This window comes from Flavobacterium sp., from assembly GCF_043780635.1.
GTDB lineage: Bacteria > Bacteroidota > Bacteroidia > Flavobacteriales > Flavobacteriaceae > Flavobacterium.
The window spans coordinates 22,470-37,993 of record NZ_JAYWCK010000044.1 but is presented as its reverse complement, the minus strand read 5'-3'; the positions used below and the strand labels follow the sequence as shown (position 1 = coordinate 37,993).

General features: G+C 33.8%; 16 protein-coding genes. 7 read left to right on the top strand and 9 right to left on the bottom strand.

Features of this window, described 5'->3' with window-relative positions; translation table 11 throughout:
- Positions 1-42 precede the first annotated feature (42 nt).
- The 3 genes from ACH2BV_RS04390 to ACH2BV_RS04380 are packed head-to-tail and all read left to right on the top strand — an operon-like array spanning position 43 to position 3,583.
- Entirely contained in the window at positions 43-2,103 is a 2,061-nt protein-coding gene (locus ACH2BV_RS04390) for a LysM peptidoglycan-binding domain-containing protein (protein WP_395049507.1), read from the top strand.
- A gap of 48 nt (positions 2,104-2,151) precedes the next feature.
- Positions 2,152-3,126 (top strand): DUF4837 family protein, encoded by a 975-nt coding sequence (locus ACH2BV_RS04385; RefSeq protein WP_395049506.1) that lies wholly within the window; start codon positions 2,152-2,154, stop codon positions 3,124-3,126.
- A 10-nt stretch (positions 3,127-3,136) separates the two neighbouring features.
- Positions 3,137-3,583 carry a GNAT family N-acetyltransferase gene (locus ACH2BV_RS04380; protein ID WP_395049505.1) on the top strand — a complete coding sequence of 149 codons (447 nt, stop codon included), beginning with the start codon at positions 3,137-3,139 and terminating at the stop codon, positions 3,581-3,583.
- Here ACH2BV_RS04380 and ACH2BV_RS04375 read toward each other — a convergent pair whose 3' ends face one another.
- The 4 genes from ACH2BV_RS04375 to rnpA form a co-directional block, all read right to left on the bottom strand.
- Positions 3,584-4,375, bottom strand: coding sequence for an OmpA family protein (locus ACH2BV_RS04375; protein WP_395049504.1), 792 nt, complete (start codon positions 4,373-4,375; stop codon positions 3,584-3,586).
- A complete protein-coding gene (locus ACH2BV_RS04370; protein ID WP_395049503.1) occupies positions 4,375-6,012 on the bottom strand; it encodes a S41 family peptidase in 1,638 nt (545 codons plus the stop codon). The genes ACH2BV_RS04375 and ACH2BV_RS04370 overlap by 1 nt, the downstream gene beginning before the upstream one ends.
- Positions 6,013-6,014: 2 nt before the next feature.
- Entirely contained in the window at positions 6,015-6,842 is an 828-nt protein-coding gene (locus ACH2BV_RS04365; RefSeq protein WP_395049502.1) for a DUF4349 domain-containing protein, read from the bottom strand.
- Positions 6,843-6,905: 63 nt separating this feature from the next.
- Positions 6,906-7,298: a ribonuclease P protein component gene (gene rnpA / locus ACH2BV_RS04360; protein ID WP_395049501.1), complete on the bottom strand. Its 393-nt coding sequence runs from the start codon at positions 7,296-7,298 to the stop codon at positions 6,906-6,908.
- Between the two features lie 124 nt (positions 7,299-7,422).
- Between rnpA and ACH2BV_RS04355 the strand changes: the two genes are divergently transcribed.
- The 4 genes from ACH2BV_RS04355 (at position 7,423) to ACH2BV_RS04340 (ending at position 10,813) form a co-directional block, all read left to right on the top strand.
- Entirely contained in the window at positions 7,423-8,157 is a 735-nt protein-coding gene (locus tag ACH2BV_RS04355; RefSeq protein ID WP_395049500.1) for a lysophospholipid acyltransferase family protein, read from the top strand.
- A gap of 141 nt (positions 8,158-8,298) precedes the next feature.
- Positions 8,299-9,033, top strand: a complete 735-nt coding sequence (locus ACH2BV_RS04350; RefSeq protein WP_395049499.1) for a lysophospholipid acyltransferase family protein — start codon at positions 8,299-8,301, stop codon at positions 9,031-9,033.
- Between the two features lie 64 nt (positions 9,034-9,097).
- Positions 9,098-10,084: an acyl-ACP desaturase gene (locus ACH2BV_RS04345; protein WP_395049498.1), complete on the top strand. Its 987-nt coding sequence runs from the start codon at positions 9,098-9,100 to the stop codon at positions 10,082-10,084.
- 75 nt (positions 10,085-10,159) lie between these two features.
- Complete coding sequence (locus ACH2BV_RS04340; protein WP_395049497.1) at positions 10,160-10,813, top strand: HD domain-containing protein; 654 nt, start codon at positions 10,160-10,162, stop codon at positions 10,811-10,813.
- A gap of 83 nt (positions 10,814-10,896) precedes the next feature.
- On the opposite strand, the gene ACH2BV_RS04335 is transcribed toward ACH2BV_RS04340, so the two are convergent.
- Genes ACH2BV_RS04335 through ACH2BV_RS04315 form a run of 5 tightly spaced genes read right to left on the bottom strand, consistent with a single transcriptional unit; the run spans position 10,897 to position 15,489 of the window.
- A complete protein-coding gene (locus tag ACH2BV_RS04335; protein WP_395049496.1) occupies positions 10,897-11,292 on the bottom strand; it encodes a hypothetical protein in 396 nt (131 codons plus the stop codon).
- 32 nt (positions 11,293-11,324) lie between these two features.
- The gene (locus ACH2BV_RS04330) at positions 11,325-12,107 is read right to left on the bottom strand and encodes an enoyl-CoA hydratase/isomerase family protein (RefSeq protein ID WP_395049495.1); all 783 of its coding nucleotides are present in this window, start codon (positions 12,105-12,107) and stop codon (positions 11,325-11,327) included.
- A gap of 10 nt (positions 12,108-12,117) precedes the next feature.
- A complete protein-coding gene (locus tag ACH2BV_RS04325; protein ID WP_395049494.1) occupies positions 12,118-13,590 on the bottom strand; it encodes a sensor histidine kinase in 1,473 nt (490 codons plus the stop codon).
- Positions 13,591-13,592: 2 nt separating this feature from the next.
- Positions 13,593-14,147 (bottom strand): CopD family protein, encoded by a 555-nt coding sequence (locus ACH2BV_RS04320; protein WP_395049493.1) that lies wholly within the window; start codon positions 14,145-14,147, stop codon positions 13,593-13,595.
- Entirely contained in the window at positions 14,134-15,489 is a 1,356-nt protein-coding gene (locus ACH2BV_RS04315; RefSeq protein WP_395049492.1) for an MATE family efflux transporter, read from the bottom strand. The genes ACH2BV_RS04320 and ACH2BV_RS04315 overlap by 14 nt, the downstream gene beginning before the upstream one ends.
- Positions 15,490-15,524: the final 35 nt, after the last annotated feature.

The following is a 15,524-nucleotide window of genomic DNA, read 5'->3' as shown; positions in this document are numbered from 1 at the left end:
TGTTTTTAATCGTTTGAATTATAGTAAGTTGATTAAAGAAATATGAATATAAAAAACATTTCCCTGTCGTTTTTTCTACTAGTTTCGATTTCTATGTTTTCGCAAAAATTTGTTGAAAACAATGGGTTTGCAAAAACTGAAATAAAAAATTTCTATTTAGATTCCATCAAAAAAACTTTCGTAAAAGACGATTTGGCGTCTTGCGTAGACAGTTTATGGCTGAAGGAATTAGCCAATTTAGATATATACAATGATATTTCTGATGATATAAAAAACATTAACATTGACGAAAAAGTTGATTTTGAGTTGCCCACTGAATTACTGAAGGAAAGACTAACGGCAATGGACGCAAAATCACCTTTCAACATTGAATACAATCCCGGTCTGGAAAATATCATCAAGTCATTTTTAAAGAATAGAAAGAAATCGTTTGGAAGGTTAATGGCCATTTCAGAATATTATTTTCCAATGTTTGAAGAGGCTTTGGCCAAACAAAACGTGCCGTTAGAGATAAAATATTTAGCAGTAGTAGAATCAGCCTTGAACCCAAAAGCAGTTTCTAGAATGGGAGCAACCGGACTTTGGCAATTTATGTATCAAACAGGCAAACAATACAATCTGAAGATTGATTCCTATGTAGACGAACGAAGCGATCCTGTTAAATCAAGCGATGCTGCGGCACAATATATGACTAATATGTATGCAATTTTTGGCGATTGGGATTTGGTTTTGGCATCTTATAATTCAGGACCAGGAAATGTTGCTAAAGCCATTCGTCGTTCTGGTGGACAACAAAATTATTGGAACATTAGAAAAAATTTACCAAAAGAAACTCAAGGATACGTTCCCGCTTTCTTGGCAACGATGTACATTTATGAATATCACAATGAACACGGAATCAAGCCAGACAGAGCAATTGTGAAGCATTTTGCCACTGACACTGTAATGATTAAAAAGCAGATGTCGTTCAAGCAAATCTCAGATTTGTTAGATGTTCCAGTTGCACAATTGCAACTTTTGAACCCTTCTTATAAACTGAACGTAATTCCGTTTTATCAAGACCAAGCTCATTTTTTAAGATTACCACAGGAGAAAATAGCTGTTTTTGTTTCAAACGAAGACAAGATTTATGCGTATGCACAACGTGAATCAGACTTACGAGAAAGACCATTTCAAGTTAATAAAGCAATTGCCGCAACAGACACTTTGAATTACACACAACAACGAATTACACTTCCAAAAACGAAATATTATACTGTAAAACGTGGAGACAATTTGGGAGAAATCGCCGATAAATATAGTGTTACCGTTGCTGATATTAAAAAATGGAATAGATTAAAAAGTAATTCTGTTGCTCGTGGCAAAAGCTTGAAAATCATTACCAACGAAAGCGTTGTTCAAACTGTTAAAAAAGAACAAAAAACCGACAATCTTCCTATAGAAATTAAAACGGATAAGCAACAAATTGCGGCTTCAGAAGCTAAAACCAGTAAGGAAGATAAAACAAAGAAATCCATAAAAACAGATACTTTATCATCTAATGTTGCTGCTTATTATGTGGTTCAAAAAGGAGATAATTTAAGCAATATTGCTAAAAACCACAATGTTTCTGTGGCTGAAATAAAAGAATGGAATCATCTTTCTAATGCTTCAATCCAATTAGGAATGTCATTGCAAGTTTCTGATAATGTAGTGAATTCTAAAGAAGAGTTAGCAATGGCTCCAAAGTTGGAAAACGTAGAATATATCGTTAAAAAAGGAGACAATCTTGGCAGTATTTCCAAAAAATTCGGAAGCTCTTTAGACGATTTGAAACAATGGAATAATTTGCAAGACAATACTATTGCTTTGGGACGTAGTTTAATTGTTGCTAAAAGCGAATTAGAAATTGTTAAAGCAGAAACTCCTGAATCATTCAAGAAAAAAGAAAATTTGGCTTCCGTTTCAAAAAACAAAGGCATCGACTATTTAGTAAAAAAAGGCGATTCTTTATACAGCATTTCCAAGAAATATCCTGGCGTAACCATTTCGGACATTAAAAAATGGAATGATTTACGCGCTGAAGACCTTAAACCAGGAATGAAGCTAAAAATAAACGGATAATACAATAATCTTCTATAAATTTGGGTTTTATTTTAAAATTGAATTTTAATGAATAAAGCCCATTTTCTATTTCTTCTTATTCCTTTCTTCTTTATTTCGTGTGCCAAGAAAAATGATAATTTACCTCGGAAAGCGACAGGAAAAATCAATACTATTTCGGTTATTATTGACGATCAGTTATGGAATGGCGAGATTGGCGACAGTATTCGAAACAAGTTTGCATCACCCGTAATAGGTTTGCCGCAGGAAGAACCTCTTTTTACCATAAACCAATATCCCGTCAAATTGATGGAAGGATTTATGACGGACAGCCGGACGATTATTGTCGTAAAAAAAGAAGAAAAAAATCAATTTGTAATCAAGAAAAACCAATATGCATCGCCCCAAAACGTGTTTCATATTTCAGGGAAAACAAGTTCAGGGATTTTGAAAATTATTGAAAAAAATGCGCCCAAAATAATTCAAACCATTAAAGAAACGGAAATTGTCGAAAGCCAAAGAATTAACGGCCAGTCACTACTCAATCCCCAAACAATTGCAAACAAATTTCATATTTCTTTAAAAGTCCCATCCGGATATTTGTACGTACTTCAAGACACTAGTTTTATTTGGCTTAAAAAAGAAATTGTCAGTGGAAATTCGAGTCTTTTGATTTATCAGGTTCCAATAAGTTCTATTAAAAAAGACCCAAATAGCGTTGCAAATATTGTAAAAATGCGTGATTCTATTGGAGATTTGTATATTCGCGGAACAGAACTCGACACCCATATGATTACCGAAGAAGGCTATGCTCCTTATCTTTTCAAGGTAAAATTAAACGGAAAAGAAACCTACGAAACCAAGGGAACTTGGGAGTTAAAAAATGATTTTATGTCAGGACCTTTCATCAATTATGCCATTGTTGATAAGCAACACGATAGAATCTTGGTTTTAGAAGGATTCTGTTATTCGCCTTCAAAGGAAGAACGAGATTTAATGCACGAATTAGAGTCAATTATAAAATCAATTATTGTTTTAAAATAAAATTAGTTAGATGGGAATACAATGGAAAATAAAGTCTTTCGAAAATCTTTCTGTAAATGAACTTTATGATATTCTGAGATTAAGAAGTCAGATATTTGTGGTCGAACAAAACTGCGTTTATCTTGATCTTGACGGAAAAGATAAATTAGCGCTGCATCTTTTTGGTGAATTCGAAGGTAAGATTGTGGCCTATTCACGAATTTTCAAAGCGGGTATTTCTTTTGATAATTCCTCAATTGGAAGAGTGACTGTCGATGCAAACTATCGTGACAGAAAATGGGGTCATGACTTAATGCGAGAAGCGATTGCAGGAATTAAATCTCATTTTGGCGAATGCAAAATCACAATTGGAGCACAATTGTATTTAAAAAAATTCTACGAAAGCCACGGATTTGTTCAAACCAGCGAGATGTATTTAGAAGACGATATCCCGCATATTGAGATGAAAAAGGAGTAATTATAATTTAGTGACAAGAAATTCTACTCTTCTGTCAAAGTCATCTCCTTTGCCAAGCGGAAAACGGTTCCCATAGCCTTTATAAGCCATTCGATACGGACTTATTCCTTTGGATCGAAGATAGCTAAACACATTTTTGGCTCTATTTACAGAAAGGTCCCTATTTTGGGTTTCTTGGTCAATTCCATCAGAATATTTGCTTGAAGTGCAACAAACGTGACCTTTAATTTCAAATCGTAACGACTTGTGTTTTGCTAATATAACAACAGTTCTATCCAATTCTTTTTTTGCTTTTAACGAAAGAACACTCGAACCCATCTCAAACAGAATCTTGTCTAGAATAATGAGATCACCTACTTTTGGGTTTTCGGGAAAGAAATTATACACGGTATTTTTGATAAAAACTAAATCGACTCGCCTGTTTTTATAACGCGTTTTCTCCAAATTTTTCACAGTGTCTTTGTCCAAAACTACCCTTCCGCGGCCTTCGCAAATGAAAATTTTATACAGAGGAACGTTATTGGAAATTAAAATTTTCTGAACAGTAGCCACTCTTTTTTCGGACAATTTGTTGTTATACTCTTCGCTACCTCTATCGTCGCAATATCCATAGAGTTGGATGGCATTATATTGTGATAATTCAGTTGAGTTTACAATATCAATAATTGAATTTATTTGGGTTTTATTTAATGCGAATTTATCAAATTCAAAATATACGGATTGGACAGCCTTTTCTTGGGCCGATAGATAGCCAATTGATAAAAAAAGTAGAATTAGGAAGCCTCTTTTCATCACATTTTCAAAATAGTTTTATATTCGGAACTATTGTTCAAGAGACTAACTGCTTTCTTGATTTCGGAGTTATTTTTAAGATAATATTGATACAATCCTTCTTGATATTGATAGCGTTTAATGATTTCGTCTACAATTAAATTTTTAATTTCTTTTTGGTTTTTATCCAAAGAGTTGTCTTCACTTTTTTGAAGCTTGGATAGTAATTGTTGATATTCTGAGCTAATGCTTTCGTCAACTTTTTCTTTTTTGGCCACAGCTAAAGTGTTTTTTAAAGCGAGTTCCGTTTCGGTGTCGAAAGTGTATTTTTCGGCTTTCAAAAATTGTTTGAAATCTTGAAAATCTGCATCGGAGAACGTTGGAATTTGATTTCCTAAATTTGGATTTTTGTAATAATAATTGGTAACATAATTAAAAATCCCGTCGTTTTTTTGCAAGGCTTCCGTAATTGGACTCGTTTTCGTTTCCTCTAATTCGATGTCAGGCTGAATTCCTCCACCATCATAAACAGTTCTTCCTTTTCGGGTTTTGAAGGCGTTATAATTCTTGGCTTCAGTTTTTATGGCGACTCCATTTTTGTCTTTATGGGCATAATCCAAAGCTTGAATACATCTTCCTGAAGGAGTATAATAACGAGAAATGGTGACTTTTAATTGGGTTCCATAGGTCAAATCTACAGGTCTTTGTACCAATCCCTTTCCAAAACTTCGGCTACCGATTATTACCGCACGATCTAAGTCTTGTAAAGCTCCTGAAACAATTTCTGATGCCGAAGCACTTTTTCCGTTGACAAGAATTACTAATGGAATTTCAGTATCTAAAGGTTCTTTCGAGGTTTTATAAGTATTATTGTGCTTCTCAATTTTTGATTTTGTGGTTACTATTATTTCGTTTTTTGGAACAAATAAATTGCAAATATTAACTGCTTCATTCAAAAGCCCTCCGGGATTTCCCCTTAAATCCAGGATAATTCTTTCTGCCCCATCTCTTTTTAATTTCTCCAATGCATCCTTGGTTTCTAGCGAGGCTTTTTGGTTAAAATGAGACAAAACAATATAACCGGTTTTTTCGTCAATTTTTCCAAAAAACGGTACCGATTTTATAGCGACTTCATCAAGAACAATTTGTGTAGTGTTTGTTTTACCTTGGCGAATGTATTTGACCTCAACTTTAGTGTTTTTTGCTCCTCTAAAAAGCTGTGAAGCATCATCCTTGAAGTCAGACAAAAGTATATCCCCTATTTGAATAATTTCGTCGCCGGCTTTAAGTCCAGCTTTGTCTGCAGGGAAGTTTTTATAGGGTTCCCTAATGATTAATTTGTTCTCTTTTCGAGTAATCAGCGCACCAATACCTGTATATTCGCCAGTGTTATTAATTTTAAATTTAACAACATCTTGCTCATTGAAATATACCGTGTAAGGATCAAGGCTGGCCAGCATTCCCTTAATGGCTTTGTCCATTAAATCACCCGGGTTTGTTTCGTCGACATAGTTTTTATTCAGCTCTTTAAAAAGCGTTGTGAATATTTCTACTTGTTTGGCAATTTCAAAAAAATCGTCTTTGAAACTAACGCCTACAAACAAAAATGCCGTAGCTATGGCTGGAAGTATGAATTTTTTTTTGAATGGAGAAGTCATATCTATTTGGTTTTTTTCTTAAATCTTTTTCTAATAAAATAAAATCCTGTTGCTAAAATAATCAGAAAAGGCCATATAGTTAATAATCCAATGAAGAAACTTGAAATTCCATTAAATCCAGATTTTATTGCATTCCAAATTTTTGAACCATATGAAATTGTCGCGCCACCTTCATTGGCAACAGTTTTATAAAATTCAATAGTTATCGTACTCATTGAAATCTGGCTTTGCATATAACGCAATTGTCCTTCTTTGGCTTCAATTTCTTCACGAATGGCAGAAAGTTGTTTTTCGATTTCCAACATTTCCGTAACCTTGTTTGCTTTTTTCAAAAGTTCAAGATAGCGAACTTCTAATACTTTTTTTGCTTTTAATCGGGCATCAATATCAATGTATTCTTCGGTTACATCTTGTGATGAAATTTCTTTGTTGTCAAAATAAGCGACACCTTTTGAAATGTCTTTTAAAAACAAATCGAAGTTTTTACTAGGAACACGAACAGTAATGTTTTTAAAAACTGATTCATAATTTTTTCCTTCGGTATCATTTTGAATAATAGCATTATGACTTTTAACAGCCGATTGAATTTGACTGTATGTGGCTTCTAAATCATTGGTTTCAAACCGAAGATTACCCGTTTTAATGATTTTTTGTTCAATATTTTTGTCTTCAGTTTTTTGAGGAGCATCGAGAGCGGCATAATTGTCATTTGCCGAAGCCTTTTCTTTCGAAGGAAGTTTCATAGCTGATATTGACATATCTTCAGCTTCAGCTTTTTTGCAACTAGACGATGACAAAAGAAACATCAAAAATAAGAGAACGGTTTTCATAAGGATTTGGTTTAGAATAATGAAACGTAAAAATAATGAAAATTCGTATGAAAAAAACCTATACTATTCTTCGTTTTTTATTTGGTGAACAAACTTTTCAAACAATTGTATGGTCTTGGTATTGATTTCTTCATAAGTCAAGCGGTCTTTGGTTTGATAAAAAAACATAAACGCATACTTTTTGTCCAGATTATCAACGAGTAAATGTTTGTTCAATCGATACGTTTCACGAAGGACTCTTTTGAAATAATTTCGATCCACGGCGTGTTTGAAGTATTTCTTGGAAACTGAAACGCCTATTTTTAGTTTTTGTTCTGAATCTTCGGGAATGCCATAATCACTTTCCACGTAAACCAGTCTCAAAGGATATTTGGAGACAGATTTGCCTTTGGAAAAAAGCAAATCTATCGTGATTTTACTTTTTAGCTTTTCGTTTTTTGGATAAGTGAAGTTCATTATATGAAGATGTCCGTAATTTTTTGAAAGGCAAAGGTACAATTAAACCCTAAATGGCATTATTGTTTAGGATTAAAATCGATCGCTATATTTATTTATTACTTTTGTGTGTAATTTTAAAAAAATGAAAAAAATTTTATTATATCCCATAACACTACTATACTATTTTGCTTATTTAGTGGTTTTGTGCACTATTCATCCTATTCAGTGGGTTGCTTTTAAGCTTTTTGGCGACCAAGGATTAAAAGTTTCCTTTGATTATGTGGCTTACTTTAGTTTAAAATGCACGCATATTTTAGGAATCAGATATACTTTCGAAAACAGAGAATTGATTCCCAAAAATGTCCCTATTATATTCGTGTCAAATCATCAAAGTCTATTGGATACAGCTGGAATCATTTGGTATTTGAGACGTTTTTATGTTGCTTTTGTTACTAAAAAAGAATTGGGAAAAGGAATACCGGCTATTTCATATAATTTACGTCACAGCAAATATGTGCTTATCGATAGAAGTAATCCTAAGCAAGCTATTCCAAAAATTAAATCTCTTGCAGAATATATCGAAAAAGAAAAACGTTCAGCGGTTATTTTTCCTGAAGGAACAAGAAGTAAAACAGGAATACCAAACGAGTTTGCACAAAGTGGGTTAAAAATATTATGTAAATATGCGCCATCAGCCTACGTGGTTCCTATAAGTATTAACAATTCTTGGAAAGTGTATCAATACGGTTATTTTCCGTTAAGTGTGGGACATCATCTTATTTTTACAGTGCATAAACCATTGAAAGTAAGTGATTTTTCTTTTGATGAGTTAATAGAAAAAACAGAAAAGGCTATTGTAGAAGGAATAAAAGTTTAATTTATCGAACCTAATGATCCCTCATTTTCTATAAAATCACCATTTTTTAATTGAAAAAGCAGTGTTAATAATACATTAGCATTTTTGCAAACACCAACTAACAAAAATATATTTCCTATTTTTGCAAACAAAAATTACATAATGCAAAAAATTATATCTTACCCCATATCCTTTATTGCAATTCTGTTATTCCTTTTAACAATAATTGTTTTTCATCCCATCCAGTGGGTTTGCTTCAACGTCTTTGGTTACCAAGCCCATAAAAAAAGTGTTGATTATATGAACTTCATCTTGTTAAGAATTGGACACGTTTTGTTTAATAATTTTAAAATAGAAGGCAGGGAAAGCATTCCAATTGGAGTTCCAATCATTTTTGTAGCAAACCATCAAGGAATGTATGATATTATTGGAATGATTTGGTTTTTGAGAAAATTTCATCCGAAATTTGTAAGCAAAGTTGAATTAGGGAAAGGCATTCCAAGTGTTTCCTATAATTTACGACACGGTGGCTCTGTACTTATAGACAGGAAAGAACCTAAAACAGCCATTCCAATAATTAAAGAATTGGCTAAATATATAGAAAAGTATAAGCGATCGGCGGTAATTTTTCCGGAAGGAACAAGAAGTAAAACAGGAAAACCGAAGGAATTTGCACAAAGCGGCTTGAAAATATTGTGTAAATATGCGCCTTCAGCTTATGTTGTACCAATAAGTATCAATAATTCCTGGAAGTTTTTTAAATTTGGCGGTTTCCCGTATGGTTTAGGTAATCACATTACTTTTACTATTCATAAGGCTTTAGCAGTCGAGAATTATGCCTTTGAAGAAATAATGGAAAAAACAGAAAGTGCTATTGTTCAAGGAATAAAAGTTTAAATTAATAATAAATTGTGTATGTTTGGGGCAAATCCAATACTCCAATATCCGAAATAAATTAAATATGTCAATAAAAAATATTCGATTAGAAGTAATGCAACTTCTAGAAAAAAACGTCAGCAGTTATGTTGACCAATATCTAATTCCGGTTGAAAAAATTTGGCAACCATCTGATTTTTTGCCCAATTCAGAAAGCGATAATTTTCTTGAAGATGTAAAAGAATTAAGGGAAATTTCAAAAGATTTACCTTATGACTTTTGGGTTGCGATGGTTGGAGATATGATAACCGAAGAAGCTTTACCAACCTACGAAAACTGGTTGATGGAAGTGGAAGGTGTTGATAACCTGGAAAGAAACGGTTGGGCTAAATGGGTTCGTCAGTGGACGGGAGAAGAAAATCGTCACGGTGATTTACTCAATAAATATCTTTATTTATCAGGACGAGTAAATATGCGCGAGATAGAAATGACTACTCAACATTTAATAAACGATGGTTTTGACATTGGAACCGGAAGAGATCCCTATAAAAACTTTGTGTATACTAGTTTTCAGGAATTAGCGACTTATGTTTCTCATAATAGAGTTTCGCAATTAGCAAAGAGTTATGGTGACACTAAATTAGCCAAAATGTGCAAAATGATTGCGGGCGACGAGATGCGTCATCACCTAGCTTATAGCGAATTTGTCAATCAGATTTTCAAAATTGACCCAAGTGAAATGATGCTTGCTTTTCAATATATGATGAAAGCTAAAATTGTGATGCCAGCGCATTTCTTAAGAGAATCAGGACAAAAAATCAGTTCTGCTTTCGAACATTTTTCAGATTCAGCACAGCGAATTGGGGTTTATACCGCGAGCGACTATGTTGACATTATGCAAAAATTAATCGAAAAATGGCAGATCGATAAAATTTCAGGCTTAACCGATGAAGCAGAAAAAGCAAGGGATTATTTAATGAAATTGCCTGCAAGAATGGCAAGAATTTCAGAGAGATTAGTTATACCTCAAGAATCATTTATTTTTAAATGGGTTGAACCTGCAAGAATTTAATTCTGCCAAATTTTAAATGTTGAATTTTGAAGAGGAATAACTTTAAGATTCAACATTTTTTAATTCTTAATCGCTATGAGTAACGAAAATATAGTCAATAAAACGATACTTTTTGTAAAGGAAAAACTGGAAAATGCCGAAGGCGGACACGACTGGTTTCATATAGAAAGAGTGTTTAAAAACGCAGTATCAATCTCTGACCACGAAGTTTGTGACATTACTGTTGTGAAACTTGGAGCATTGCTTCACGATATTGCCGATAGTAAATTTCATAATGGAGACGAATCAATTGGACCCAAAATAGCGCGCGAATTTCTCGAAAGCGAAAATCTTGACGAAGGCACAATCCAGCATGTCATAAACATAATAGAAAACATCTCTTTTAAAGGCGGAAACTCAGAAAAGACATTCTCATCTGTCGAATTGGATATCGTTCAAGACGCAGATCGTTTGGATGCTATTGGTGCCATTGGAATAGCAAGAGCTTTCAATTATGGAGGTTTCAAAAACAGGCCCATATTTAATCCGAAAATTGCTCCAAATCTTAGAATGAGCAAAGAAGAATACAAAAATAGTGAAGCACCAACATTGAATCATTTCTACGAAAAACTATTGCTTTTAAAGGACAAAATGAATACTGAAACTGGTAAGCAAATGGCTAAAGATAGACATCAATTTATGATGACCTTCCTTTCGCAATTTTATGCGGAATGGGACGGGGAGAAGTAGGATTTAAGATTTTAGATTTCAGATGTTTCTTGGGTACTGGTTTTAAAATCAAAAATCAGCAATCGTTAATCAAAAATTAGCAATCAAATTCCTTTTTCCTTCATTTCTAAAATCACATCCGAAGCATTTTTAAAAGTTGGAGCTTGCTCAATAATGCTTCCTATACGCTTTTTATTGAGTTTAAAAGTAATATCATTCTCTGTAGTAAACAATAACGCAGTTAGAAACGGATTATTCATATACGGTGCTAAAACAAAAAAAGCTTCTTCCAGCGAATGGAAACTTTCTACTTCTTCAGTTTTATAGCGTGCTGTAATCGAAAGGCTGAAAACGTCATCATTCAACACGGGACGCACATAAATATTTTTCAATTCTGTGTCGCCAATGGTTTTTGCCAAAGTTAATTTGGCATAAGTTTTATTTTCGATGCTTTCTTTTACTTTTTCCCAGAATTGGGCAAATACAGGCTGGAAGGGCATAAGGTTATCTTTATTTATTGATTATTTAATTATTATTTCCCTTTAAACTCCGCTTTCCTTTTCTCCAAAAACGCGGTTGTTCCTTCCTTGAAATCTTCGGTGGCGAAACAATAGCCAAAAGCGTTAATTTCGACATCAAATCCATTTACACCCGAGATATAGTTGGCGTTTATAGCTTCAATGGCTTTGGTAATTGCAACTGGAGAATTTTTCATAATTCTTGTGGCAATTGTCATATAAGTCGAAAACAAATCAGTTTGTGGCACCACGTGATTGACTAATCCGTATATTTTTGCTGTTTCAGCATCAATCATTCCGGCAGTCATAATCATTTCCATTGCACGACCTTTGCCAATAATTTGAGGCAAGCGTTGCGTTCCTCCGTAACCCGGAATAACACCAAGTGAAGTTTCTGGCAAACCCATTTTGGCATTCTCGGAAGCAATCCTGAAATGACAAGCCATCGCCAATTCTAGTCCACCACCAAGAGCAAATCCATTAATGGCAGCAATTACAGGAGTTTTCATATTTTCTATAAAGTCGAATAATGTTTTCTGTCCTTGAGCCGCTAATTGTGAACCTTCAATGGATGTGAAATGCGCAAATTCAGAAATATCGGCACCCGCCACAAAAGCTTTTTCTCCACTTCCGGTTATGATAATTACTCGAACATCGTGATTTTCATCGACTAATTTTAAGGTTTCGTGCAACTCTTGAATTGTTGCTCTGTTTAAGGCATTTAACTTTTCCGGACGATTGATGAAAATAGTTGCAATGCCTTTTTCGTGTTCCAAGATGATGTTTTCTAGTGCCATAATTCAGTTTTTATGTATTTATTATTGGAAGAGAAACAATAAATGTTGTTCCTTTTCCTTTTTGTGATTCGAACGTAATTGTTCCTTTATAATTTTCGATAATGTTTTTGATGATGCCAAGACCCAATCCCATTCCACTTGTTTTTGTGGTGAATTTTGGTTCAAAAATCCGATTGAAATCTTCTTCTGCTATTCCAATTCCGTTGTCCGCAACAGTGATTAATACATTGTTGTTTTCTTTTTTTATAGTAACAGATATTGCTTTATTATCTTGATTTTCCGGAATGGACTGAATGGCATTTTTGACCAAATTGGTAATGATTCGGATGAGTTGCGTCCGGTCAATTTTCGAAATAATCTCTTCTTCTTCCGCTTTAAAAACTATGTATTCTTCATTAAAAATATCCATTGTCAATTCTACAACATCAACCACATTAAGTGTTTCATTTTGTTGTGCTGGCATTGACGCAAAGTTAGAAAATGCTGAAGCTACTGAACTCATAGTGTCAATTTGTTGTATCAAAGTTTCGGAATAATCGTTGATTTTCTGTTTGAGGTTGGGGTCGTTTGGGTCAAACTTTCTCTGAAAACTTTGCACTGTCAATCGCATTGGCGTAAGCGGATTTTTGATTTCGTGTGCCACTTGTTTTGCCATTTCCTGCCAGGCTTCTTCCCGTTCGCTTTGGGCTAATTTAAGCGCACTTTCTTCCAATTCATCGACCATTGCATTGTAAGCTTTTATCAAAAGATTGATTTCTTTACTGCTGGCTTCGAGAACAATTTTCTCATTTTTTTGGTTCAAACTTGTTTCGCTCAATTTATCAGAAATGGTCTTCAATGATTTTGTAATATAAGACGAAAGAAAATAAGCAACAGCAAATGCGACCAAAAGCATAAAAGAATAAACTTGTGCTAATCGAATCAAGAAATTTTGCAATTCGGTTTGATAATAACTGTCATCTTCGACATAAGGTAAATTCAAAATTCCCAATGGCTTAAATTTGTCGTCTTTTATCAAACTATAAGAAGAGCGGTTTTTTTCTCCGTCTATATTTTTGATGTCAACATATCGTTTTTCGATAGAAGATTGGACGAGTTTTATGATGTATTTTGGAATTGGTGGAGCAACTGGATCAATAGAAAAATTTGATTTCGATGATTTTAAAAGCTTTCCGTCCAAGCTGTAAATATTTATTTCAAGATTGTGAATATCAGATAATTCGTGAATTTTATCCTTAAAAATCAACGAAAGATTATTTGGCGTAAGCGGATAAGTAGTGTTTGAAAGCACATAATTGATATTCTCTTTTATGGCGTCTTCCTTGCGATCCAGTCTTTCCTGATGGTACTGTTTAGCTTCGTTTTTGAATTGAAAAATCGAAATTGTGGCTAATAATATCGACGCTACAATAATCAATACAATCATCGAAAGGAAAATCCTAATTTGTAATGAAAGCATCGATATCTTGAAGCCGTTTAACATATTTAGGATTTGTTTTTTTCTCGAATTCTTTTGTAAAACTTAAAGCCAAGCATAATCAAAATCGAAAAAAGCATAATTCCGATAACTCCATAAATCCAGTTTACGGCATTTTTCAGAATGACCAAAAACACTACAGCAAATAAAATAATTGTAGCCCCTTCGTTCCACAAACGCATATAATTTGTAGAGTATTTTACTTCGTCGTTTTGCAATTCCCTGAATATTCTATGGCATTTATAATGGTATAGATACAGCGCAAAAACAAAGCCAAGTTTCACGTGCATCCAAGGCATTTGCAACCAAGCGTTACCAATATCCGTAAAAAACAACATCCAAAACGCAAAAATACTAGCCAAAACTGCGCTAGGCCAAGTGATGATATACCACAAACGATAGGTCATTATTTTGAATTGTTTTTGCAGAATTTCCTTTTCAGGCGAAGGTTTATCGTTGGCTTCTATTTGGTAAACAAACAAGCGAACAATATAAAAAAGTCCGGCAAACCAAGTGATTACAAAGATGAGGTGAAGGGATTTTAGGTAATTATAATATTCCATCGTTGGTATTTATTAAATGCAAATTCATTTCTCTTTTTAAAAAAATCCCCGTTAATATGGTCGACAATACATCAGCAATTGGAAACGAAATCCATACGCCGAAGACGCCCATAAAATTAGGTAAAATAAGCACTAAAGGGATTAAGAAAAAACCTTGTTTGCTTAAAGTTAGTAACAATGCTTTTCTTGCTTTTCCCGCAGCCTGAAAATAGGCAGCGCCAATTAATTGTATGGCAATAATTGGTGAGGCGGCAAAAACCCACCGCAAAGCTTCGGGTGTGTCGGCAATTACTTTTGGGTTTGTTGTGAAAATGGTAACTATTGGTTTTGCAAAAACAAAAATCAAAATAAATGTTAGTGTTGCCAGAATGGCTGCATATTTAATAGAAATTGTGACACTTTTATTTACACGTTCGTAATTTCCCGCACCATAATTAAATCCGGCAATCGGCAAAAAACCTTGTGTAATTCCCAGAATTGGAAACAAAGCAAACATTAACATTCTGCTGATAATTCCATACACAACAATTGCATTTTCACCTCCATGAGCATATAAATTGTGATTTATAATGATCGCCAAGATGCTGACCACTCCTTGTCTCGAGAAAGTTACAATGCTCAGTTTAGTGATTTCTTTTATAATGGGAAAATTAAATTTGAAATAACGAATTTTGAGATTTAATTCACTTCTAAAGATAAAAAACCACAAGACAAATACAAAACACATGAAGTAGGAAATGGCTGTTGCCAATGCTGCCCCAAAGATTCCTAAATTCATATATTTAATAAAAATAATATCAAAGATTATATTAAAAAATGCAGGAACAATCATTGCCACCATCGCAAATTTAGCTTTTCCTTCTGCACGAATGATGTTATTTCCCATCATACAAAGCGCTAAAAAAGGAACACTGATAATGATTGGAATAAAAAATTCTTTTGCAGGCTCCATAATAGCTCCTTTTGCGCCAAAAAGCAGCAGCATTTTATCACTAAAGAAAAGGCCAACTAAAACAAAAAACACAGCTAAGAGCAACGTCATCATAATTTGATTGCCAAAAGTTGATAATGCTTTTTCTCTATTATTTGCTCCCAAAGCTCTGGAGAGAACAGAACCTCCTCCAACTCCAATAGCCATTCCCAAAGAAGAAATCAGAAAAGTAATCGGTAAAACTACAGTTAACGCGGCAATGGCTATTGAGCCAATCCACTGACCAACAAAAATGGTATCTATTAAGACATTCACTGACATAAATAAAATTCCAATAGAAGCAGGAACTGCCTGATTTATCAAGAGTTTTTTTATGTCAAGTGTTCCTAATTCTTCAGCAGTAACCGCCATTAAAGTAAAAATTATTTATTTTCAGCTTCTTCTTA

Bases quoted from the DNA above. Each gene is read 5' to 3' on its own strand.
- ACH2BV_RS04390 (WP_395049507.1), top strand. From the start codon at position 43: ATGAATATAAAAAACATTTCCCTGTCGTTTTTTCTACTAGTTTCGATT.
- ACH2BV_RS04385 (WP_395049506.1), top strand. From the start codon at position 2,152: ATGAATAAAGCCCATTTTCTATTTCTTCTTATTCCTTTCTTCTTTATT.
- ACH2BV_RS04380 (WP_395049505.1), top strand. From the start codon at position 3,137: ATGGGAATACAATGGAAAATAAAGTCTTTCGAAAATCTTTCTGTAAAT.
- ACH2BV_RS04375 (WP_395049504.1), bottom strand. From the start codon at position 4,375: ATGAAAAGAGGCTTCCTAATTCTACTTTTTTTATCAATTGGCTATCTA.
- ACH2BV_RS04370 (WP_395049503.1), bottom strand. From the start codon at position 6,012: ATGACTTCTCCATTCAAAAAAAAATTCATACTTCCAGCCATAGCTACG.
- ACH2BV_RS04365 (WP_395049502.1), bottom strand. From the start codon at position 6,842: ATGAAAACCGTTCTCTTATTTTTGATGTTTCTTTTGTCATCGTCTAGT.
- rnpA (WP_395049501.1), bottom strand. From the start codon at position 7,298: ATGAACTTCACTTATCCAAAAAACGAAAAGCTAAAAAGTAAAATCACG.
- ACH2BV_RS04355 (WP_395049500.1), top strand. From the start codon at position 7,423: ATGAAAAAAATTTTATTATATCCCATAACACTACTATACTATTTTGCT.
- ACH2BV_RS04350 (WP_395049499.1), top strand. From the start codon at position 8,299: ATGCAAAAAATTATATCTTACCCCATATCCTTTATTGCAATTCTGTTA.
- ACH2BV_RS04345 (WP_395049498.1), top strand. From the start codon at position 9,098: ATGTCAATAAAAAATATTCGATTAGAAGTAATGCAACTTCTAGAAAAA.
- ACH2BV_RS04340 (WP_395049497.1), top strand. From the start codon at position 10,160: ATGAGTAACGAAAATATAGTCAATAAAACGATACTTTTTGTAAAGGAA.
- ACH2BV_RS04335 (WP_395049496.1), bottom strand. From the start codon at position 11,292: ATGCCCTTCCAGCCTGTATTTGCCCAATTCTGGGAAAAAGTAAAAGAA.
- ACH2BV_RS04330 (WP_395049495.1), bottom strand. From the start codon at position 12,107: ATGGCACTAGAAAACATCATCTTGGAACACGAAAAAGGCATTGCAACT.
- ACH2BV_RS04325 (WP_395049494.1), bottom strand. From the start codon at position 13,590: ATGTTAAACGGCTTCAAGATATCGATGCTTTCATTACAAATTAGGATT.
- ACH2BV_RS04320 (WP_395049493.1), bottom strand. From the start codon at position 14,147: ATGGAATATTATAATTACCTAAAATCCCTTCACCTCATCTTTGTAATC.
- ACH2BV_RS04315 (WP_395049492.1), bottom strand. From the start codon at position 15,489: ATGGCGGTTACTGCTGAAGAATTAGGAACACTTGACATAAAAAAACTC.